The 22000-nt window shown below is 71.0% G+C and carries 17 protein-coding genes; 5 read left to right on the forward strand and 12 right to left on the reverse strand.

Annotation, left to right across the window (positions count from 1 at the left end):
- Positions 1-264 precede the first annotated feature (264 nt).
- The 3 genes from ACZ6CL_RS01545 to ACZ6CL_RS01555 all read left to right on the forward strand — a co-directional run bounded on the left by ACZ6CL_RS01545 (position 265) and on the right by ACZ6CL_RS01555 (position 4379).
- Positions 265-1602, forward strand: a complete 1338-nt coding sequence (locus ACZ6CL_RS01545; protein ID WP_468929749.1) for a PhoH family protein — start codon at positions 265-267, stop codon at positions 1600-1602.
- Between the two features lie 432 nt (positions 1603-2034).
- Positions 2035-2748 carry an aggregation-promoting factor C-terminal-like domain-containing protein gene (locus ACZ6CL_RS01550; RefSeq protein WP_468929750.1) on the forward strand — a complete coding sequence of 238 codons (714 nt, stop codon included), beginning with the start codon at positions 2035-2037 and terminating at the stop codon, positions 2746-2748.
- 134 nt (positions 2749-2882) lie between these two features.
- Entirely contained in the window at positions 2883-4379 is a 1497-nt protein-coding gene (locus ACZ6CL_RS01555) for an AI-2E family transporter (protein ID WP_468929753.1), read from the forward strand.
- Positions 4380-4485: 106 nt separating this feature from the next.
- Here ACZ6CL_RS01555 and ACZ6CL_RS01560 read toward each other — a convergent pair whose 3' ends face one another.
- Together ACZ6CL_RS01560 and ACZ6CL_RS01565 are read right to left on the reverse strand one after the other, a co-directional pair.
- Positions 4486-5025, reverse strand: coding sequence for an alkyl hydroperoxide reductase (locus ACZ6CL_RS01560; RefSeq protein WP_468929755.1), 540 nt, complete (start codon positions 5023-5025; stop codon positions 4486-4488).
- Between the two features lie 11 nt (positions 5026-5036).
- Positions 5037-5591 carry a peroxiredoxin gene (locus ACZ6CL_RS01565; protein WP_468929757.1) on the reverse strand — a complete coding sequence of 185 codons (555 nt, stop codon included), beginning with the start codon at positions 5589-5591 and terminating at the stop codon, positions 5037-5039.
- 136 nt (positions 5592-5727) lie between these two features.
- Between ACZ6CL_RS01565 and ACZ6CL_RS01570 the strand changes: the two genes are divergently transcribed.
- Positions 5728-6684 (forward strand): hydrogen peroxide-inducible genes activator, encoded by a 957-nt coding sequence (locus ACZ6CL_RS01570; RefSeq protein WP_468929759.1) that lies wholly within the window; start codon positions 5728-5730, stop codon positions 6682-6684.
- 83 nt (positions 6685-6767) lie between these two features.
- Here the strand turns inward: ACZ6CL_RS01570 and ACZ6CL_RS01575 are convergent, their stop codons facing one another.
- The 5 genes from ACZ6CL_RS01575 to ACZ6CL_RS01595 form a co-directional block, all read right to left on the reverse strand.
- Positions 6768-9275 carry an FtsX-like permease family protein gene (locus ACZ6CL_RS01575; RefSeq protein WP_468929762.1) on the reverse strand — a complete coding sequence of 836 codons (2508 nt, stop codon included), beginning with the start codon at positions 9273-9275 and terminating at the stop codon, positions 6768-6770.
- Complete coding sequence (locus ACZ6CL_RS01580) at positions 9272-9958, reverse strand: ABC transporter ATP-binding protein (RefSeq protein ID WP_468929764.1); 687 nt, start codon at positions 9956-9958, stop codon at positions 9272-9274. Before ACZ6CL_RS01580 ends, ACZ6CL_RS01575 begins: the two co-directional genes overlap by 4 nt.
- Positions 9955-10479, reverse strand: a complete 525-nt coding sequence (locus ACZ6CL_RS01585; protein ID WP_468929766.1) for a PadR family transcriptional regulator — start codon at positions 10477-10479, stop codon at positions 9955-9957. Before ACZ6CL_RS01585 ends, ACZ6CL_RS01580 begins: the two co-directional genes overlap by 4 nt.
- Positions 10480-10557: 78 nt before the next feature.
- Positions 10558-10857, reverse strand: coding sequence for a type II toxin-antitoxin system antitoxin (locus ACZ6CL_RS01590; RefSeq protein WP_468929769.1), 300 nt, complete (start codon positions 10855-10857; stop codon positions 10558-10560).
- Positions 10854-11795, reverse strand: a complete 942-nt coding sequence (locus ACZ6CL_RS01595; protein WP_468929771.1) for an SPFH domain-containing protein — start codon at positions 11793-11795, stop codon at positions 10854-10856. The genes ACZ6CL_RS01590 and ACZ6CL_RS01595 overlap by 4 nt, the downstream gene beginning before the upstream one ends.
- A 217-nt stretch (positions 11796-12012) precedes the next feature.
- On the opposite strand from ACZ6CL_RS01595, the gene ACZ6CL_RS01600 reads away from it, so the two are divergent.
- Positions 12013-14250 (forward strand): transglycosylase domain-containing protein, encoded by a 2238-nt coding sequence (locus ACZ6CL_RS01600; RefSeq protein ID WP_468929773.1) that lies wholly within the window; start codon positions 12013-12015, stop codon positions 14248-14250.
- Positions 14251-14320: 70 nt separating this feature from the next.
- Here ACZ6CL_RS01600 and ACZ6CL_RS01605 read toward each other — a convergent pair whose 3' ends face one another.
- The 5 genes from ACZ6CL_RS01605 to ACZ6CL_RS01625 form a co-directional block, all read right to left on the reverse strand.
- Positions 14321-16648, reverse strand: coding sequence for a SpoIIE family protein phosphatase (locus tag ACZ6CL_RS01605; protein WP_468929775.1), 2328 nt, complete (start codon positions 16646-16648; stop codon positions 14321-14323).
- Between the two features lie 60 nt (positions 16649-16708).
- Entirely contained in the window at positions 16709-17428 is a 720-nt protein-coding gene (locus ACZ6CL_RS01610; RefSeq protein WP_468929778.1) for a class I SAM-dependent methyltransferase, read from the reverse strand.
- A 134-nt stretch (positions 17429-17562) separates the two neighbouring features.
- A complete protein-coding gene (gene fomD / locus ACZ6CL_RS01615; protein ID WP_468929780.1) occupies positions 17563-18264 on the reverse strand; it encodes a cytidylyl-2-hydroxypropylphosphonate hydrolase in 702 nt (233 codons plus the stop codon).
- Between the two features lie 68 nt (positions 18265-18332).
- On the reverse strand, positions 18333-19724 hold the full coding sequence (locus ACZ6CL_RS01620) for a class II fumarate hydratase (RefSeq protein WP_468929782.1): 1392 nt from the start codon (positions 19722-19724) through the stop codon (positions 18333-18335).
- Between the two features lie 78 nt (positions 19725-19802).
- Entirely contained in the window at positions 19803-21908 is a 2106-nt protein-coding gene (locus tag ACZ6CL_RS01625) for a bifunctional polysaccharide deacetylase/glycosyltransferase family 2 protein (protein WP_468931223.1), read from the reverse strand.
- Positions 21909-22000: the final 92 nt, after the last annotated feature.

Raw genomic sequence — 22000 nt, forward strand, 5'->3', positions numbered from 1 at the left:
ACCTTCGAGGGAATATCCCTTCCAGGTCGACGCCCTGTTCCACTGTCCAGTGGGTGTCGAACTGCCAGCGGACGGCATCGGGTCGTCCGCCCGGGAGGCCCTTTGCACACGGACGACTGTGCGGATCGTGCGTATGACGCGGAGGGCCGGCGCTCGGCCTGTTCCGCGGGGCCTGAGCCCGGTCCGCTCCCCGTCTACGACGGGGAGACCTCACTCCCGCGACGCCGTCGCACCCCAACCTCTCCCGAGGGGGTTCGTCCACCCGTGGTGACCAGCAAGAAACGCCGCGAGCACGACCGGCGCACCTATGTCCTCGACACCAGCGTCCTGCTTGCCGACCCAGGAGCCATGTCCCGCTTCGACGAGCACGAAGTCGTGCTGCCGGTCGTCGTGGTCACGGAGCTGGAGGCCAAGCGGCACCACCCGGAGCTGGGGTATTTCGCCCGGCAGGCACTGCGCCTGCTGGACGAGTACCGCGTCCGGTTCGGCCGTTTGGACGCTCCGATTCCGATCGGCGACCTGGGCGGCACCCTGCGCGTCGAGCTCAACCACTCCGACCCGGGCATCCTCCCCGCGGCCTTCCTGACCCACGGAGGCCGGGTAGGGGACAACGACGCGCGGATCCTCGCCGTCGCCCGGAACCTGCAGGCCGAGGGGTACGACGTCACGGTCGTCTCGAAGGATCTGCCCCTGCGCATCAAGGCGTCCTCGGTGGGGTTGCTCGCCGAGGAGTACCGCGCGGAACTGGCGATCACCGATTCGGGCTGGACCGGGATGGCGGAGCTGGCCGTCTCGGCCGAGCAGGTGGACGACCTGTTCGCCGCCGAGACCGCGTACATCCCCGAGGCGGCCGAACTGCCCGTGCACACCGGACTGGTCCTCCAGTCCGAGCGCGGCAAGGCGCTGGGCCGGGTCACCCCGGACGGGCAGGTACGGGTGGTGCGCGGCGACCGCGAGGCGTTCGGCATCCACGGGCGCAGCGCGGAGCAGCGCATCGCGCTGGACCTGCTGCTCGACCCCGAGGTCGGCATCCTGTCCATGGGCGGCCGGGCCGGTACGGGCAAGTCGGCGCTCGCGCTGTGCGCGGGCCTCGAGGCGGTCCTGGAGCGGCGGCAGCACCGCAAGGTGATGATCTTCCGTCCGCTGTACGCGGTGGGCGGCCAGGAGTTGGGCTATCTGCCCGGCAGCGAGGCCGAGAAGATGAGTCCCTGGGCTCAGGCGGTCTTCGACACGCTGTCCGCGGTGACCAGCTCCGAGGTGATCGAGGAGGTGGTGGAGCGCGGCATGCTGGAGGTGCTTCCGCTCACCCACATCCGCGGCCGGTCGCTGCATGATGCCTTTGTGATCGTCGACGAGGCGCAGTCGCTCGAACGGAACGTGCTCCTGACCGTTCTGTCCCGGATCGGCGCCAACTCCCGCGTGGTGCTGACTCATGACGTGGGGCAGCGCGACAACCTCCGCGTCGGGCGGTACGACGGGGTGGTGGCGGTCGTCGAGAAGCTGAAGGGGCATCCGCTCTTCGCGCACGTCACCCTCAACCGCTCGGAGCGGTCGCCGATCGCGGCCCTGGTGACCGAAATGCTGGAGGACGGCCGCATCTGATCCGGTTGCGTCCGGTACGCCAGTAAACGCGCCGCACGGAAAGGCCAAAGAGCCTAACTGTGCGGCGCGTTCTCGCGCGTGAATTTCCAGAAACCCTAGGGCGTAAACGGCGTGTGAGCTTTCACACCTGCCGGGGAATTGCCTCCGGGTATCCGTGTCCGGCAGTCTGTGGGTTCTGTCAGGCCTCGCATACGGCACACCAGTACCGCCAGCGGTACAGAACCACAGCAGTACCAGAACTGAAGAGAGTTCGCCGTATGCCGCCCGAGCACCTCGCGATCCTCCTGCGGGAGGACGCACCGGGCCAGTGCCTCCCGTGACCAGCCACACCCACTGAGCAGTACCGGGGACGGAACAAGGGGGGGCCAGCGCACAGAGGCACGATTGCGCCCGCGAGGTCACCTAAGCGGGCGACGCTGGAAGGAAAACCGAGTGAGCCGGATTTCGGTCCGGGGATTCGCAGTGGCCTCGGCCACCGCGGTCACCACTGTGGGCGCCGTCGTCGGTGTCGCCGCGGGTGGCGAGCAGCAGAGCTCGTCCGACCCGATCGAGGCGACCGCCGCCGATTCGACGCTCCTTGCGGACATACCCGCCGGCCAGCAGGCCGTGGCGCAGACAGCATCCCTGACGCAGCAGGCGGACGTTCAGTCCACCGCGGCCGACGCGGAGGCGAAGAAGTCCGCTGAGGAGGCGGCCCGCAAGCAGGCAGCTTCGGACGCGAAGGCCAAGAAGGCCGCCGCGGACAAGGCGGCCGCCGAGAAGCTGGCCAAGGAGCGCGAGGCAAAGAAGAAGCAGGAGCTGGCGAGCCGTTCGGCGTCGCGTGACTCCGGCGACTTCCCGGTCAAGGCCTCGTACACCACTGCCGAGGTCCAGGCCATGGCCCGGCAGATGATTCCGGGCGACCAGTTCCAGTGCTTCAGCAACATCGTGGATCACGAGAGCGGCTGGAACTACCAGGCCACCAACCCGTCCTCGGGTTCGTACGGTCTGGTGCAGGCGCTGCCCGCGTCCAAGATGGCCTCGGCCGGTGCCGACTGGAAGACCAACCCGGCCACCCAGATCAAGTGGGGCCTGGGCTACATGAACGAGCGCTACGGCAGCCCGTGTGAGGCCTGGTCGTTCTGGCAGGCCAACAACTACTACTGATCGGTCCGGGCTCTCCGGCCGCTCAGTGACATAGCTTCGCGAAACCCCCGTCCGGCAGGTCGGGGGTTTCGCGCGTCCGCAGCCGGTAACGTCATCCCGACGACCACGGGGGAACCGGGGGTAGGGAAAGCTGAATGTCCAGATTGCCAGATTGGGTCGGCAGGTTGGGGGCCGGTCTGACGCGGCTCGCCGCGCGGCTCGAACGCGAAGAGGCCGCGGCACGCGGTGACGAGGGCGGCGGAGGAGCCGGTCGGCCACCCGAGCCCGCCGGAGGTGCCGGGGGTGCCGGGGGCCCGGAGCCGTCACCGCGTCAGCCGGATACGCCGCGCGAGCCGCGCCAGCCGCACGAACCGGATGCGCCGGACGCGTCGCGGCATGAGCCGTCAGAGCACCCCGAACGGCCGGGTCCGCCCGGGCCGTCCGAAGGTGCCGAGGCGGCCAGCGTGCCCGCCCCGCCCGCGTACGCCCCCACCGTCTCCGCCCGGCCCCAGCCGGTCGACGCCGTCCCCTGGGGCATGCGCGTCGCCGCCGAGGCCGCCTGGCGGCTGCTGGTGCTGGCCGGAACGCTCTATGTGCTGATGCAGGTCATCAGCTCCATCCAGCTGGTCGTGTTCGCCTTCACCGTGGCCCTGCTCATCACGGCCTTGCTGGAGCCGACCGTCACCCGGCTGCGCCTCCGGGGCGTCCCGCGCGGCCTCGCCACGACCATCACCTTCATCGGCGGCTTCATCATCATGGGGCTGGTCGTGTGGTTCGTGGTCTGGCAGGTCATGGAGAACATCGACGAGCTGTCCGACAAGCTCCAGGACGGCATCGACGATCTGCGGCGCTGGCTGCTGCACAGCCCGTTCCATGTGACCGAGAAGCAGATCAACCATGTCGCCAAGAGCCTGCGCGAGGCCGTCGGCGCCAACACCGAGGAGATCACCTCGGCCGGGCTCGAAGGCGTCACGGTCGTGGTCGAGGTGCTGACCGGCATCCTGCTGACCATGTTCAGCACGCTGTTCCTGCTGTACGACGGACCGCGGATCTGGGGCTGGGTGCTGGGGCTCGTCCCCGCGGCGGCCCGGCCGGGTGTGGCGGGCGCGGGGCCGCGCGCCTGGGCCACGCTGACCGCCTATGTGCGCGGCACGGTGATAGTGGCCCTCATCGACGCGATCTTCATCGGCGTCGGGCTCTTCTTCCTCGACGTACCCATGGCCGTGCCCCTCGCCGTGTTCATCTTCCTCTTCGCCTTCATCCCGCTGGTCGGTGCCGTGGTCTCCGGCGCGCTCGCGGTCATGGTGGCGCTGGTCACCCAGGGCGTCTTCACGGCGGGGATGGTGCTGGTGGTGGTGCTGGCGGTGCAGCAGATCGAGGGCCATGTGCTGCAGCCGTTCATCCTGGGCCGCGCGGTACGGGTCCATCCGCTGGCCGTGGTGCTCTCCGTCGCGGGCGGCTCGCTGATCGGCGGCATCGGCGGCGCGGTGGTGGCCGTACCGCTGGTGGCGGTCGTCAACACGGCCGTCGGCTATCTGCGCGCGTACAGCAGGGAGAGCGCCCTGCGCGCCAGCCCGGGCCCGCACGGCGCGACCGCCGTGTCCACCGCGCCGCCCCGGCCGACGGGGGGCGCGGGCGAGGGCGGTACGTAACTCCCGTAGCGGCAGCGCGAAGGGGCGCCCCACCGGATCGGTGGGGCGCCCCTTCGTCTCTGCGGCGTCAGCCGTGTCGCTGTGGCGTCAGCGCGGCCGGACGGTGTCAGCCGTTGTCGGCCAGGACGCCCTCGGCGTCCAGGGTGGCGCCGACCGCCTGCAGCACTGCGGCGATCTTGAAGGCTTCCTGGACCGTCTCGCGGTCCACGCCCGCCTTGCGGAGCACCTGCTCGTGCGAGTCGAGGCACATGCCGCAGCCGTTGATCGCGGAGACCGCGAGCGACCACAGCTCGAAGTCGGTCTTGTCCACGCCCGGGTTGCCGATGACGTTCATCCGCAGACCCGCGCGCAGGTTGCCGTACTCCGGGTCGGACAGCAGGTGCCGGGTCCGGTAGTACACGTTGTTCATCGCCATGATGGCGGCCGCCGACTTGGCGGCGGTGTACGCCTCGGGCGACAGGTTGGCCTTGGCCTCCGGCTCCAGCTCGCGCAGCACCTGCGGCGAGCGCGAGGCGATCGCGCAGGCCAGCACGGTGCCCCACAGCTGCTGCTGCGGAAGCTCGGAGTTGCCGATCACCGAACCGAGGTTCAGCTTCAGGTCCTTGGCGTAGTCCGGCAGCGCGGACTTCAGGGTGTCGAGTGCCATGTCAGTTCACCTCACTCGCCGGAAAGGAGCGCGACCGGGTCGAGGGTGTCCTCGCCCTGCGTCCAGTTGCACGGGCACAGCTCGTCGGTCTGCAGGGCGTCCAGCACCCGCAGGACCTCCTTGGGGTTACGCCCCACGGAACCGGCCGTCACCATGGTGAACTGGATCTCGTTGTTCTGGTCCACGATGAAGACGGCGCGCTGTGCGAAGCCGTCCTCGCCCTCGATGCCCAGGTCGCGCATCAGCTCGTGCTTGGAGTCCGCCATCATCGGGAAGGGCAGGTCACGCAGGTCGGCGTGGTCCTTGCGCCAGGCGTGGTGGACGAACTCGGAGTCGCCGGAGAAGCCCAGGATCTGAGCGTCACGGTCGGCGAACTCGTCGTTCAGCTTGCCGAAGGCCGCGATCTCGGTCGGGCACACGAAGGTGAAGTCCTTGGGCCATGCGAAAACGATCTTCCACTTGCCCTCGTAGGTCTTGTGGTTGATCTGCTCGAACTCCTGCCCCTTCTCCAGCGAGACACAGGCGGTCAGGTCGAACTCGGGGAACTTGTCACCGACAGTGAGCACGTTTCTCCTTGCAGCTTTCGCGTGGGAGGGACCCTTTGTGGGGGTTTCCCGGGGTTGGACGATCTCCACCCTGGCACATTCCACATTGATCAGTGAAATAGCTAGACTCGCTGAAGTTGATTGGAGGTGGCTATCAGTGGCCGCGACAGCGACACCGGCCGGAAAGCCGCGGCAGCCGAGCTTGTCCCAGCTCAAGGCGTTCGCCGCGGTCGCCGAGCATCTGCACTTCCGCGATGCGGCGTCCGCCATCGGGATGAGCCAGCCCGCCCTTTCGGGGGCCGTCGCCGCGCTGGAGGAGACACTCGGGGTTCAGCTTCTCGAGCGCACGACCCGCAAGGTGCTGCTCAGCCCGGCGGGTGAGCGGCTGGCCGCGCGAGCACGCTCCGTACTCGCCGAAGTGGGCGCGCTGCTGGAGGAGGCCGAGGCGGCGCGGGCGCCGTTCACCGGGGTGCTGCGGCTCGGGGTGATCCCGACGGTGGCCCCGTATCTGCTGCCGACCGTGCTGCGGCTGGTGAACGAGCACTATCCGCGCCTCGACCTCCAGGTGCACGAGGAGCAGACCACCTCGCTGCTGGACGGGCTCGCCCAGGGACGGCTGGACCTGCTGCTGCTCGCCGTGCCGCTCGGCGCCCCGGGGGTGGTGGAACTGCCGCTCTTCGACGAGGACTTCGTGCTGGTCACGCCCCGGGACCACTGGCTGGGCGGGCGTACGGACATACCCCGCGAGGCGCTCAAGGAGCTGGATCTGCTGCTGCTGGACGAGGGCCACTGCCTGCGCGACCAGGCCCTGGACATCTGCCGCGAGGCGGGCCGTACCGAGGGCGCCCCGGTGACCACGACCGCTGCCGGGCTCTCCACGCTGGTGCAACTCGTCGGCGGCGGGCTCGGGGTGACCCTGCTGCCGCGTACCGCGCTGCGGGTCGAGACCGGCCGCAACGAGGACCTGGCCACCGGTGACTTCGCCGACCCGGCCCCCGCCCGCCGCATCGCCCTGGCCATGCGGGCCGGGGCCGCGCGGGCGGAGGAGTTCGAGGCGCTGGCCGCCACGCTCCGCGAGGCGGTGCGGCCGCTTCCGGTGCGGGTCGCGCGCTGACGCGGGGCGCACGCCGAACGCGCCGTCGCGGCGGGGGTTCCCTCCCCGCCGCGACGGCGCGTTCTCGTCTGTCGTAGCCGGGGCTACTCGGTCCGCAGCCCCTCCGGGCGCATCATGCGCCACAGCGGAGGCAGGCTGGCCAGCGTCACCAGGGCGATGACGCCCGCGCCGATGCCGGTCATCACGGCGAGTCCGGTCCAGTCCACGGCCAGCTCCTCGCCGACCATCTTCAGCAGCAGCGTGCCCAGGGCCAGCCCGCCAGCGACCGACAGCGCGAGACCCAGCACCACCGGGACCGCGGTCTGCCACAGGATGGACCAGCTCAGCGTGGAGCGCCGGGTGCCGAACGCGACCAGGACGGACAGCAGCCGCTTGCGGTCCCGCAGTTGCTCCAGAGTGGTCACGATCATGCTGGCCCCGATGAGCAGCAGCGTCGCGGCGGCGCCGATGTACAGGACGTTGCGGATCGTCTGGAACTCGCCCGACTGCGACGAGCTGGTGAGAGTTATCACGTCCATCGCCGGGTCGATCGCCACGCTGGCGTTGCGCACGTACTCGTCGGCGTCCGGCACCTTGGAGTCCATCCGCATCATCGCCACCGCCTGCGGGTCGTCCAGCTCCGTGACGTCGAAGGCGCCGGGGGTGGCGAAGACGCCGGAGCGGTAGACGCCCGTCGGGTCCTTCCTGGGCTTCGCCGCCGTGGCCGAGCCGGGGATCGTCCACAGCTTCGGCTTGTCGGCCGTGGGCATGCCGTCGTCGTCGAAGCTCAGGTTGACCTGCGCGCCGGGTTTCGCGAAGGGGCGCTCGGGGACCGCGTAGTTCACTGCCCCTTCGGCCTCCGCGTCGGCCGGCGGCGGGCTGATGACGAAGACATCGCCGTCCCGGCAGCTCCCCAGGTGGGCCAGCTCGCGCAGCGCGGGGCAGTCGGCGACGGTGAGGGAGTCGGTCGGGATGTCGGCCGGGTCCTTCGCCTTGCTGCGCGCGTCGGAGATGAAGTCCTGGGTGACCCCGAGCACGCTGCGCACGCCCTTGGCCGCGCCGAGCCGGTCGAAGGCGTCGCGGGCCTGGGCGCCGTCGTCCACCTTCATGTTCATCATCAGCTGGGCGCGGTTCGGGTCCTGGTTCGTCTCCTCGGTGCTGTTGGCCTCCACGCTCGCGAAGAGCATCTGGAGCGCGATGGCCCCGGCGACCGCCACCGTGATGCCGCTGACCGCGCGCGCCGCGGTGCCGCTGCTGAGCTGGAGCCGCCGGGTGGCGAGCTGCCAGGGCACCGGGCCCTTGCCGAAGCGCTCCACGACGGACTCCACCAGCCACGGCAGCAGCGCGGTAGTGCCGATGAGGAGCAGCACGGCACCGGCCGCGGCCTGGAAGGCCTGGCGATCGCCGGTCGTACTGCTCGCCCCGAAGCCGCCCGCGAGCGGGGCCAGCATCCCGACGCCGAGGAGCGGGAGCAGCAGCCGCCACCACAGCCGCCGCCGCCTGGGGGTGGCGTTCCGTACGACGCCCAGCGGTTCGATGGCGATGGCGCGCAGGGCGATGAGCGTGACGGCGACGGCCGAGGCGGGCACGGCCACCGCGATCGCCAGGGCGAGCGGGAGAGCGGGCGTGATGTCGGAGGTGTAGAAGCTGAGGTTCATCATCGAGGAGCCGCCGACGGCCTCCCGCAGCAGCAGGAAGAGCGCGGCGCCGACCGCGAGCCCGAGGACCGAGCCGAAGAGCGACTCACCCGCGGCGATCCGCCGGGTCATGTGGATGTCGGCGCCGACCAGCCGCAGCGCGGCCAGCCTCCGGTCCCGGCGCTCGCCGCCGAAGCGGGCGGCGGTGGCGATGAAGATGAGCACCGGCAGCAGCAGCACCACACAGCCGATGACGACCAGCAGCACCAGCGCGGGGTCCAGCCCGTCCCCGCTGGTGTCCGTGGCACCCCAGTTGTCGAGGTGGTAGCTGGAGGGGACGCTGTCGAACTGCTTCGGGGTGATCCCCGCGTAGTAGCGCAGCTCGCCGGGGCCGGTCACCCCGCTGTCGCCGATCACCCCGGCGACGCGGTACGGGAAGCGGTCCCGGAGCAGCTTGCCCTCGTCGGAGGCGAGCAGCTTCTTCAGCGCGGGGGAGACGTACATCTCCCCGGCGCCCGGAACGCCGCTGACGCCCGGGGGGTGGGGCGGACGGTCGCCGTCGGGCGCCATCACCATGCCCGAGATGTCCAGGTCGCGGAAGTCGGTGTCCGCCTGGGCGACGTGGACCGTGCCGGGACCCGGCTTCGGCTCCTCCCCGAAGCCGAAGGCGGCGATGGCGTTGGACCGCTCGGTGCGCGCGGCGTCCATGGTGGGGACGGAGGCGGCGAACAGCAGCAGCGTGACGCCGAGGCCCACCCCGACCGCCGTCATGATCGTCCTGGCCCAGCTCTCCCGTCCGCCGGAGACCGCGAACCGCCCGCCCATGGCGAGGTCCGCGGCCCAGCGGGCGATGCCGGGGCGCCGCGGGGGCGCTTCGGGGGCCGGTGCCGGGGGCGAGGGCGGTACGGCCGTCAGCGTCGCCCGGCCGGAGTGACCGTCGTCCGCGCCGGTGCGGCCGTCGTCCGGGCCGCTCATCGGGCGCCCGCCATGTCGCGCGCCTTGCCGTCGCGCACGACGACCTCGCGGTCGGAGTACGCGGCGACCCGTGCCTCGTGGGTGACCAGGACGACGGCCGTACGGGTCTCCCGGGCCGCCTCGGTCAGCAGCTCCATGACCCGCTCGCCGTTGAGTGAGTCCAGCGCGCCGGTCGGCTCGTCGGCGAACAGCACCCGCGGCCCGGTGACCAGCGAGCGGGCGACCGCGACGCGCTGCCCCTGACCGCCGGAGACCTCGCCGGGCCGCTTGTCCGCCACGACGGCGACCTCCAGCCGCTCCATCCAGGACAGCGCCCGGGCCTCGGCCTCCTTGCGCTTGACCCCGCTCAGTCGCAGCGGCAGCGCGACGTTCTCCACGCAGGTCAGCTCGGGCACGAGCTGGCCGAACTGGAACACGAAGCCGAACTCGCCGCGGCGCAGGCTGCTGCGCTCGGCGTCCGACATCGCGGACAGCTCGCGCCCGCTGTAGTGCACCGAGCCGGAGTCCGGCCGGACGATCCCGGCCAGGCAGTGCAGCAGGGTCGACTTGCCGGAGCCGGAGGGGCCCATGACGGCGACGACCTCGCCGGGGTGGATGGAGAAGTCCGCGCCGTCCAGCGCGGGGGTGGGGCCGTACGACTTGTGGAGGCCGTCGGCAATCAGCAGGGATCCTGCCGGAGTCATGAACGCACCGCCTTGGCGAGGGGGCTGAGGCGGGCCGCGGTGAGCTCAAGCCAGCGCAGATCGGCCTCGAGATGGAAGAGGGCGTGGTCGCAGATGAGTTGGTCGCTGAGGTCGCCGCCACGCTTGCGCTGGGTCAGCTCGCGCATCAGCCGCAGGTGTTCCGCGCGCTGGACGTCGAGCAGATCGGCGGCGTCGCGCCCGGTGAGCAGCGCGAGGACGACCTTGGTGTACAGGACCGACTGAAGGTAGGGCTCGGGCTTCTCGGGCTGCGCGAGCCACTGCTCCACATCGGTGATGCCCGCGTCGGTGATCGCGTAGCGCTTGCGCTCGGGACCGCCCGCGTGCTCGACGCCGTCGACCTCCACGAGGCCGTTCTTCAGGAGCCGGGACATGGTCGAGTAGACCTGTCCGTAGTGCAGCGGGCGGTCGTGCCCGAATCTCTCGTCGAAGGCGCGCTTGAGGTCGTAGCCGTGCCGTGGACCGGACTCCAGAAGCCCGAGCAAAGTGTGGCCGATTGACATGCGCGGCACTCTACACCATGCGTATACATGGTGTGTATAGCCGAGTTCGGGAGGGCGTTTGTGCTGGTCAGAGCCTTACTACCCGGTTCGGCCTCCGGATGCGCCGTCATCGGTCCCGTCCCCGCCCGCCGCGCGGGGCGGGCGGCCGCGGCGGGGGATCGGGCGGGTCGTGCCGGGCAGCCGCCCCGCGTCCGACAGCGCCTTGCGGAGCAGGAATTCGATCTGCGCGTTGGCACTGCGCAGCTCCTCGCCCGCCCACCGGGCGAGGGCGTCGTAGACCGCCGGGTCGAGCCGCAGCAGCGTCTGCTTGCGCTGCCGCCGCGGCTGCCGGCCGGCCGTGCCCTCCGCGGCCGCGTCCTCTTCGTCCCGGTCCGTCACTGGTAGAGCGTGCCCGTGTTGAGGACGGGCTGCGGGGAGCGGTCTCCGCACAGCACCACCATCAGATTGCTGACCATCGCGGCCTTGCGCTCCTCGTCCAGTTCGACGATGTGCTCCTCGGCGATCCGGGCGAGGGCCGCCTCGACCATGCCGACCGCGCCGTCCACGATCTGCCGCCGGGCGGCGACCACCGCGCCCGCCTGCTGCCGCTGGAGCATCGCGGAGGCGATCTCCGGGGCGTACGCGAGATGGGTGAAGCGCGACTCGATGATGCGGACCCCGGCCGCGTCGACCCGGGCGTGCAGCTCGACCGCGAGCTTCTCGGTGATCTCCTCGGCGTTGCCGCGCAGCGACAGGCCGTCCTCGTCATGGGCGTCGTACGGGTACTCGATGGCGATGTGGCGCACGGCCGCCTCGGTCTGGGTGGCGACGAACTCCAGGAAGTCGTCCACCTCGAACATCGCCTGCGCGGTGTCCTCGACCTTCCAGACCACGACGGCGGCCAGCTCGATCGGGTTGCCGTACGCGTCGTTGACCTTGAGCACCGCGGTCTCGTGGTTGCGCACCCGGGTGGAGATCTTCTCCCGGCTGGTCAGCGGGTTCACCCAGCGCAGCCCGTCGGTGCGGATGGTGCCGCGGTAGCGGCCGAAGAGCTGGACGACCCGGGCCTCGCCCGGCGCGACCATGTTCAGCCCGCCCATGGTGATGAGCGCGGTGAGGATCACCACGATCCCGGCGACGATCAGCGCGGTGGACCCGGCGCCCTTGTGGTCGGCGGCGACGGCCGCCCCGGCGAAGATCAGCCCCACCCCGGCGACCAGCCCGACCAGGCCCAGCAGCAGGGCGAGACCGCCGCTGATGTTCTTGGCGGGCCGCTCCCGTACCTGTGGCTCGGGGATGGCCGGTATGTCGGCGTGGGTGGCGGTGGTGTCGGTCATGGGGTCCCCGTTCCTCTTCGAGAATGTCTAGCAAAGTGATAACACATTTACGTTCCTGTGCAACCCCCGGCGGCACTGGGCCGTCAGTTCCCATGAGAGACGTGCTCTTTGTCACGTACGGAAAAAGCTTGATCGATGAGTATTTGCCGGTAGTTGCGGTGCTAGCTTCATGAGCTGGGCTGGGGCCGGGGGGCTATGGACTGGAGCGGCGGGAGAGATGGGTAGAGCGGACGAGCGGCGGGCGCGGCAGAAGGGCGCACGCAGAGCCAAGAAGACGGCGAAGCAGGGGGGCATACGCCGGTTCTTCACCTGGAAGATGGTGTTGGGCTACTTCGTCGGGCTGGGGGCCCTGGGGGTCGGGGCGTTCGCCATCCTGTACTTCATGGTGGACATTCCCCCCGCCAATGCCGAGGCAAGGGCGGAAGCCAACATCTACAAGTACCGCGACGGCTCGATCATGGCGAAGGAGGGCGCGGTCAACCGTGAGTCGGTGCCGCTGTCCAAGATCCCCAAGAAGGTGCAGCACACCTTCGTCGCCGCCGAGAACAAGGACTTCTACACCGACTCCGGTGTGTCCTTCTCCGGCACCGCGCGCGGTCTGATCAACACCGCCCTCGGCCGGGGCAAGCAGGGTGGCTCGACCATCACCCAGCAGTTCGTCAAGAACTACTACCTGAGCCAGGAGCAGACGGTCAGCCGCAAGCTGAACGAGCTGGTGATCTCCCTCAAGGTGGACCAGGACAAGTCCAAGGACTACATCCTCCAGGGCTACATCAACACCAGCTACTACGGCCGCGGCGCCTACGGCATCCAGGCCGCCGCCCGCGCGTACTACAACAAGGACGTCGAGAAGCTGACGGTCGCGCAGGGCGCCTATCTCGCGGCGCTGCTCCAGGCGCCCAGCCAGTACGACTACTCAACGGCGGGCCCCAACGGCAAGAAGCTGGTCGTGGCCCGCTGGAACTACATCCTCAACAACATGGTCGAGAAGGACTGGCTGTCCAAGAGCGAGCGTGACGGGCTGAAGTTCCAGAAGCCCATCGCGCCCCGCCCCATCGCCGGGCTCGACGGCCAGACCGGCTATGTGATCGAGGAGGCCAAGAAGGAGCTGTACAAGGAGGGGGTGGACGAGAAGGAGTTCCAGGCCGGCGGCTGGACGGTCACCCTCAACATCGACAAGAAGAAGCAGAAGGCGCTGGAGAAGGCGGTTCGGACCGAACTGACCGACAAGCTGAACCCCAAGGAGCGCCAGGTCGACAAGGACGCCCAGGTCGGCGCGGTCTCGGTGGACCCCAAGACCGGTGGCATCGTGGCGATGTACGGCGGCGCGGGCTACACGGAGCACTACACCAACAACGCCACCCGCGCGGACTACCAGCCCGCCTCCACCTTCAAGCCGCTCATCCTCGCCTCGGCCTACGAGAACGGCGCGACGACCCAGAGCGGCACGCCGATCACGGCCAGCACCCTCTACGACGGCACCAGCAAACGGCCGGTCAAGGGCAGTGACACCGCGTTCGCCCCGCCGAACGAGGACGACAAGTCCTACGGCGAGATCAACGTCCAGAAGGCGATGAACAAGTCCGTCAACTCCGTCTTCGCGCAGATGGCGGTGGACGTGGGCCTGGACAAGGTCAAGAACACCGCCATGGACCTCGGCATGGTCGGCAACGTGAAGAACGGCTTCGACGTGCGCCCCGCGATGTCGCTGGGCGTGATGGGCGCCAGCCCCAAGGAGATGGCCGGGGTCTACGCGACCCTCGACAACCACGGCAAGAAGATCACTCCGGCGTTCGTGAAGTCGGCCGAGAAGGGCGACACGCAGGCCGAGCTTCCGGACCCGACCAACGGCCAGGCGATCAGCCGTGGCGCGGCCGACTCCGTCACCCAGGTGCTGACCGGCGTGGTCGACGACGGCACCGGCCAGGCCGTGCGCACCAAGGGCCAGGAGATGGCGGGCAAGACCGGTACCTCGGACGACAACAAGTCCGCCTGGTTCACCGGTTACACCCCCGACCTGGTCACCTCGGTCGGCATGTTCGGTGAGCGGGAGGGCAAGGGCACGCAGGTCTCGCTCAAGGGCACGGCCGGAGGCGGCCGGGTCAACGGCGGTGACTTCCCGGCCAAGATCTGGGGCGCGTACATGGGCAGCACCCTGAACGGCTCGTCGACCACGAAGTTCGACCTGGACACCGAGCTGGACAATCAGCCGCAGGCGCCCCCGCCGACGACGGAGGCCGAGGAGTCCCCGACCACGTCGCCGACGCCTACGAAGAGCCAGAGCCCGACCCCGACCAAGAGCTCGACCCCGACCGACGCCGCCACGACGCCGACCACGCCCGCGACGCAGCCGACGCTTCCGACCGCGCCCCCGACCTCACCAACGCTCAGCGCGCCGGTCACCCCGCCGGGCAATGAGGACGGCGACGGCGACGAAGGCCAGGGCGGCGGCTGACGCTGCTGACCAAAAAACGGCCGCCCGGCACTTTCCGTGCCGGGCGGCCGTTCTCGTACGCGCTTCGCCTTTACGGCATGGCCAGTTCGAACCAGACGACCTTGCCCGTGGACAGCCGGGTCGCGCCCCACCGGCGCGCCATCCGGTTGACCAGGTACAGCCCGCGTCCGCCCTCGTCGGAGGGCCGCGCCTGGCGCAGCCGGGGCAGCTGCGGGACGTCGTCGCCGACCTCGCAGCGCAGCACGTCGGTGCGGAGCAGCCGCAGGGTGATGGGCCGCTCCGCGTACCGCACGGCGTTGGTGACGACCTCGCTGACCAGCAGCTCCACCGCGTCCGTCAGATCCTCCAGGTCCCAGCGGGCCAGCGCCCGGCGGGCCAGGCGGCGGGCCTGTCCGGCGGTCTGGGCCTTCGGGTCGAGGAACCAGTACGCGACATCGCTGGGCGCGATGCCCTCGAAGCGGGCCGCGAGCAGCGCCACGTCGTCGTCGCGGTCGCCGGGCCCGAGCATGTCGAGCACCTCGTCGCACAGCGGCTCCAGCGGCGGCGGGTTGGGGCCGGTGAGCCGGGCGGTGGCGGTCAGCCGCTCGCGCAGCTGCTCGATGCCGGTCCATACGTCGCGCATCCGCGACTCGACCAGGCCGTCCGTGTAGAGCATCAGGGTGGCCCCGGCGGGCGCGTCCAGCTCGACCGCCTCGAAGTCGACGCCGCCGACCCCGATCGGCGCCCCCGGCGGCACCCGCAGCACCTCGGCGCGGCCGCCGCGGTGCAGCAGCAGCGGCGGCGGATGGCCCGCGTTGGCGATCACGATGCGGTGCGCGACCGGGTCGTAGACCGCGTACAGACAGGTGGCCATGCGGTCGGTGCCGAGCCGCTGGGCCTGCTCGTCGAGGTGGTGCAGCACCTCCTGCGGCGGCAGGTCAAGACCGGCCAGGGTCTGCGCGGTGGTGCGCAGCTGGCCCATGATCGCGGCCGAGGTCATGGAGTGGCCCATGACGTCGCCGACCACCAGGGCGACCCGGTTGCCGGGCAGCGGGATCGCGTCGTACCAGTCGCCGCCGACCCGCGCGGTCTCGGCGGCGGGCAGATAGCGGCTGGCCAGCCGGACGCCGGTGGGCTGGGGCAGCGAGTCGGGCAGCATGGTGCGCTGCAGCTCGTCCGCGATGTAGACCTCGCGCCCGTACAGCACCGCCTTGTCGACGCCGAGCGCGGTGTGAGTGGCCAGCTGGGCGGCGACCAGCAGATCGTCCGGTTCGAACGGCGGCCGGTCCGGGCGGCGTACGAAGACGGCCGCGCCGATGACCCGGCGGCGGCCGCGCAGCGGGGCCAGAACGGTGCGCTGACCGGTGGCCACCGATGGTCCCTCGCCGAGGAGTTCGGGCAGCGCGGCGCGGGCGGCCTGCGAGTCGCCGAACACCGGCCGCACCCCGCGCAGCACCTCGGCCAGCGGACCGCCCGCCTCCACCTCGCACAGCTCGGCCGCGGGTCCGCCGCCCACGGCGGGCGCCAGGTCGGACTGCGAGGACATCAGCGGCAGCCGTCCGCTCTCGGTGTCCGCGTCCATCGGGATCCGGTCGGTACGGCGCAGCCGCAGCACCACCGGGCCCACCGGCCGCTCGTCGCCGACCGGCAGCGGATCGCGCAGGTAGACCAGGATCGCGTCGGCGAAGGTGGGCACGGTGGCCCGGCACAGGCCGAGCACGATCTCGTCGAGGTCGATGCCGCGCGCGATGCGCCGCGTCGCCGCCCCGACGAACCTCAGCCGGTCACCGCTGCGGTCCCGCAGGGCGGCGGTGCCGTCGGCGCCGGGCGCGTTCGAGGGCGGCACGGCGGGCATCCCGCCCTCGGGGGTGCTGTACGCCACCTCACCGGCCGACGCGGCCTCGTTCACGGCCGCGCCCGGCCGCGCCGGGGCCGGGTGTTCGCCCGCCGCGCTGCTGGGGGCGTCGTCCCGGGCCCCGGGTCGGCTTGCCGCGCCTCTGGCGGCGTTGCGGTCCGCGTCCCACACAGGTTCGCCCTCCGGTGTGCCGTGCTCCGGCTGCTCGCTCTCCGCCGTGGTCCGGCGCTGCGTCCCTCCACCGGCGCGCTTCGCCGCTCCGCCGCCGCGTGGCGCCGGCTTCGCGGCCCCTCGGCCGCGGCGCCGTGGCCGGGCGTCCCCCTCGGCCGCGGCGCCGTCCGGCTCCTGGGCCGGGGCGTCGCCGGAGCCCGGTGCGGCCGCCGGGCCGTCCGCGGGGAAGGCGGGACGCGGCCGGCCGCCGCCCGGCTCCTGGCCGGGGGCGCCCGTCTGCCGCACGGCGGTCCGCGGGTCCGGGACCGCGCCGTGCGCGTCCTCGGGCGTGCCCGAGGCGGCGGCAGGGCTGGCAGCCTGTCGCCTGTTGTGGGAGGTGGGGTGCTCCGTCACGCGTGGGTTTCCATCCGTCCGGGGCCGTGCGCCCCCGTCTCGTCGGGGGCGCACCGAGTGTCAGGCACGTCGTCGGCAGTTCAGATAGAGCTGGATCTCGGGTGGTACGTCCGTGCTGGCCGGGGCGTACGTGTGCGAGTCCTCCCCGGCGATCTCGAAGCCCGCGTCGCGGACGACCTGTCGGAGTTCGTCCCGCAGATAACCGGATACCCGGACCGAGTTGCCGAGGAACGGGATGGCGAAGTCGTCGACGTCCGCCTCGACCATGCCCAGTCCCAGCAGCCCCCCGGGTCTCAGCACGGCGTGCAGGGCGCGCAGCGCGTAGGGGATCTCCGGGCGCGGCAGCAGCAGCAGCGAGAAGTAGACGGCGATGCCGTCGAACGGGCCCAGCTCCCGGGAGCCCCCGGGGCCGTAGCGGCCGCCCACCCTCAGGTCGACGATGTCCACTTGCTGGAAGTCGGCGCCCGGCACGTTGTCCCGGGCCAGCTTCAGCATCCCGGGGGAGATGTCGATGCCGGTCACCCGGTGTCCGGCGGCGGTCAGCTGATGGGCCGTGGGCAGCCCCGTACCGCAGCCGACGTCGAGCACGCGGGAGCCGGGCGGCAACGTTTCGGCCAGCCACTGACCGGCCGCGATCTGGCCTTCCTTGTGCGGGAAGGCGTCGTCGTAACGCTCGCCTATCGCGTCGAACGCCTCTGCCTGACCGCTGCGGTCGAGGGCCAGGCGGTCGAAGTCCTCGTAGCCCGCATAGCCATCGCCGTAGTCGTCCTCACCGCTCACGACTCCCGCCCCTCCTGTGACATTGCGTCAGTTCGCGCGCATCGTCCGTGAGTTGCGCCTCTGTCCTGTTTCCCGCATGTGCAGTGTTCCGGACGACGATCCTACGTTTGAAACACCGGGACACAGCAAGAGGTTCAGGACCTTGAGTGCGCGGACGTACGCCCCCTGTCGATACGGTCCCAGTCCGCCGGGAGGACGGGGACCGTCCACGACGGGTCCGGACGCCACTCCTCCCACCCCTCCCGGAACGGAGCGCCCCAGGATTCGATGAGCCGCACGGCGGCCCGGCCCGCCGCCCGTACCCGCTCGGCCTGCTCACCGGGCATCAGACCGGCCCGCTGCGCCTGCGCGAACTCGTCCTCGTCCTTCCATTCCCAGCTGCGGTCCGGGTAGACCGCGATGTCCAGGAAGTGGTCCTCGGAGTCCACCCCGCCGCTCCAGCGGGCCAGCGGCTCCTCCAGGTTCACGTACCAGTTCTTGAACTGCCAGCCGAAGTCCCAGAACAGCCACACCGACCAGGGCTCACCGGGCCGGGCGAGCTTGAGCACCCCCGTGCCGAACCACTGGGACAGCGCGGTGACGCGCGGCTTGGTGTAGCGCGTGGACAGTGGCTCGCGGTGCACCTGCGTACCGTCGGCGAGCTGCGGCTTGACGCACGCCGTGCCGGGCGCGAGCCACACGGCCAGCACCTCCGGGGTGTCCCGGACGACGGTCACCGGACGGCAGATGTGGATGGCGTCGGAGGCGTTGGCGCGATAACGCCAGAGGATGTGGTCCCCTGGCGCCCATCGGGCGCCGCCCGCCATGCCCGTCGTCTCCACGATGTCCGCTGTCATGAGCAGATCTTAGGTGCGACCGGGCCGCCGTGCCGTGACCTATGCCGCACGCACAGTACAACAGGGGCTTACGGATGCGTCATGCGCAGCACGTCCAGCGCCTCGTCCAACTGCTCCCGGGTCAGCAGCCCGCGCTCCACGTAGCCCGACTCCAGGACCACCTCGCGGATGGTCTTCCGCTCGGCCAGCGACGTCTTGGCGACCTTCGCGGCCTCCTCGTACCCGAGGTAGCGGTTCAGCGGGGTGACGACGGACGGCGAGGACTCCGCGTACTCCCGGGCGCGCTCCGCGTTGGCGGTGATCCCGTCGACGGTGCGGTCCGCCAGCAGCCGGGAGGCGCTGGTCAGCAGCCGGATCGACTCCAGCAGATTCTTGGCGATCACCGGGAGCATCACGTTCAGCTCGAAGTTCCCGGCGGCCCCGGCCGTGGCGACGGTCGTGTCATTGCCGGTGACCTGGGCCGCGACCATCAGGACCGCCTCGGGGATCACCGGGTTGACCTTCCCCGGCATGATCGACGAACCGGGCTGCAGATCGGGCAGCGCGATCTCGGCGAGACCGGTGCGCGGACCGGACGCCATCCAGCGCAGATCGTTGGCGATCTTGGTGAGGCCGACCGCGATGGTCCGCAGCTGCCCCGACGTCTCCACCAGCCCGTCCCGCGCGCCCTGCGCCTCGAAGTGGTTCCGGGCCTCGGTCAGCGGCAGCCCGGTGGCCCGCGCCAGCTCGGCGATGACGGCGGCCGGGAAGCCGGGCGGGGTGTTGATGCCGGTGCCCACGGCGGTGCCGCCCAGCGGCAGTTCCGCCAGCCGGGGGAGCGAGGCGCGCAGCCGCTCCGCCCCGTACCGCACCTGCGCCGCGTAGCCGCCGAACTCCTGGCCCAGCGTCACCGGGGTGGCGTCCATCAGGTGGGTGCGCCCCGCCTTGACCACCTCGGCGAACGCGGCCTCCTTGCGCTCCAGCGCCTCCGCGAGGTGCTCCAGCGCCGGGATGAGGTCGGCGGTCACGGCCGCGGTGGCGGCGACGTGGATGGAGGACGGGAAGACGTCGTTGGACGACTGGCTCGCGTTCACATGGTCGTTGGGGTGCACCGGGCGGCCCAGCCGCTCGGTCGCGAGCGTGGCCAGCACCTCGTTGGTGTTCATGTTGGACGAGGTGCCGGAGCCGGTCTGGAACACGTCCACCGGGAAGTGGTCGTCCCAGCGGCCCTCGGCGACCTCCGCGGCCGCCTCGGCGATCGCCGCCGCCATGTCCTTCTCCACCACGCCCAGCTCGGCGTTGACCAGCGCCGCCGCGGCCTTGATCCGGGCCAGCGCCTCGATGTGCGCCCGCTCCAGGCGCTGCCCGCTGATGGGGAAGTTCTCCACCGCGCGCTGGGTCTGGGCGCGCCATTTGGCGTGGGCGGGCACCCGTACCTCACCCATGGAGTCGTGCTCGGTCCGGTAATCCTCTTCGGTCATCGTGACACCTCCGTCCAGCACAGCGTCGTGCCGCTGTGCCGTCTTCCCGCACCGCCGGGAGCGCACCGGTGAGGTGGGTCACCGTACGGTCTCGGCGGCGCGCGGGGCCTCCACCTCACCGGTGCGCTTGAGCTTCTGCCAGGGCAGCAGGGCGCCGGTGGCCGCCGTCACGCACGAATGCAGCAACACCAGGTACATCAGCTGGCGGTAGACGATCTGCTGGAGCGGCAGGACGGCCAGCGCCCGGTACCGCTCCCGGTCCAGCCGGAAGGCGTACGCCGCCCCCAGCAGCTGTACGAGCAGCAGCGCGCACCACGCCGCGAGGGAGCGCACCGGGTCCACGAAGATCACCCCGTACAGCGTGAACAGGTCGATCAGCGGCGCGAACAGCGGCGTGACGATCTGGAAGAGCACCACCAGCGGCATCCCCACCCGGCCGAACCGCCCGGAAGGCCCCCGGTCGATCAGCGAGCGGCGGTGCTTCCACAGCGCCTGCATGGTGCCGTAGCTCCAGCGGTAGCGCTGCTTCCACAACTGGCCCAGCGTGCTTGGCGCCTCCGTCCAGGCGCGGGCGTGCTCCTGGTACACCACCCACCAGCCCGCCCGGTGCAGCGCGATGGTGATGTCGGTGTCCTCGGCCAGGGTGTCGGCGCTCATGCCCCCGGCGTCCAGCAGCGCGCGGCGGCGGAAGGCGCCGATCGCGCCGGGGATGGTCGGCATGCAGCGCAGCAGGTCGTACATCCGCCGGTCGAGGTTGAAGCCCATCACGTACTCGATGTGCTGCCAGGCGCCGATCAGCCTGCGCCGGTTGCCGACCTTGGCGTTGCCCGCGACCGCGCCGACCCGGGGGTCGGCGAAGGGGCGGACCAGCTCACGGATCGTGGTGGGCTCGAAGACCGTGTCGCCGTCCATCATCACGATCAGCTCGTGGCGGGCGTTCGCGATGCCGTTGTTGAGCGCGGCGGGCTTGCCCGCGTTGGGCTGGCGCAGCACGCGTACGTTCGGCAGCCCCATCGCCTCCACGATGTCCGCCGTACCGTCGGTCGAACCGTCGTCCACCACCAGGATCTCGATCGGATGGGTGGAGGCGGCCAGCGAGTTCAGGGTGTGGGCGATGCACTCCTTCTCGTTGTACGCGGGCACGATGACGCTCACCGGATCGGTCACCTCCTGCACCAGGGTGTAGCGGCGCCGGTCCCGGGTGCGGCGGTGCCACCAGGCCAGCCCCAGCATCAGCAGCAGCCGCCCGAACACCGCGAAGCCGACGACCCCCAGCATCCCGATGAGCACCGGCAGCGCGTGCTGGGTGGCCAGCGCGGCCCAGATCAGCGTCCGGCCCTCCCACACCCGCAGGGCCGGGGCCGGGTGGTTGGCGCTCTTGGCGTGGAGCGCGCCGGTGATGGTGGTGAAGGAGTAGCCGCGCGCCGCCATCTGGTCGATGTAGCGCTCCAGCGCCTTCACGGTCCGCGCGCGGTTGCCGCCCGCGTCGTGGAAGAGCACGGACGCGCCCTTCGTGCCGCGCGGGGTGGCGTTCTGGACGATCTCCTTGACCGGGGGCCGCCGCCAGTCCTCGCTGTCGGTGTCCACGAACGCGCTGACGTAGCCCTTGGCGCCCACATGCTGCTGGACCGGCCAGGTGCGGTCGTCCAGCGCGGAGACCTCCGAGGCGTACGGGGCCCGGAACAGCGAGCTGGTGACGCCCGCCGCGCCCGCCAGCGCCAGCTGCGACTGGGCCAGTTCGCGGTTCATCCGGTGCTTGTCCTGGTAGGACAGGTCGACGTGGGAGAAGGTGTGGACGCCGATCTCATGTCCGGCGGCCACCATCCGGCGCACCAGCCCCGGGTGGCGGACCACCATCTGACCCAGCACGAAGAACGTCCCCGGAACGCGGTGCTCGCGCAGCACGGCGAGGATCTCCGGGGTCCAGCGCGGGTCCGGGCCGTCGTCGAAGGTCAGCGCGATGGTCTTGGCGGGGATGGAATGCTCGGTCGCCTTCCCCTTCCGGTCGAAGGTGATGACCGGCCCGCCGTTGCGCAGCCGCTCGGGGACGCTGCGGTACGAACGTGACGCGTGCACCCGGGCGTCGTTGCCGATCTCGGCGTACAGATAGCCGTCCAGCAGCAGGGCGCAGACCAGGGCGAGCAGCGTGGCCAGCGCGAAGGCCATCCGGGTGCGGGTGCGCATCTTGAGGCGCCCCCGGAAGCGGGGCCTTGTGCCGGCCTTTCCGGTCTTCCAGCTCCTTCTGGCCTTTCCGGTCTTTCCGGTCTTTCCGGCGG

Source organism: Streptomyces sp. NPDC041200, assembly GCF_055591805.1.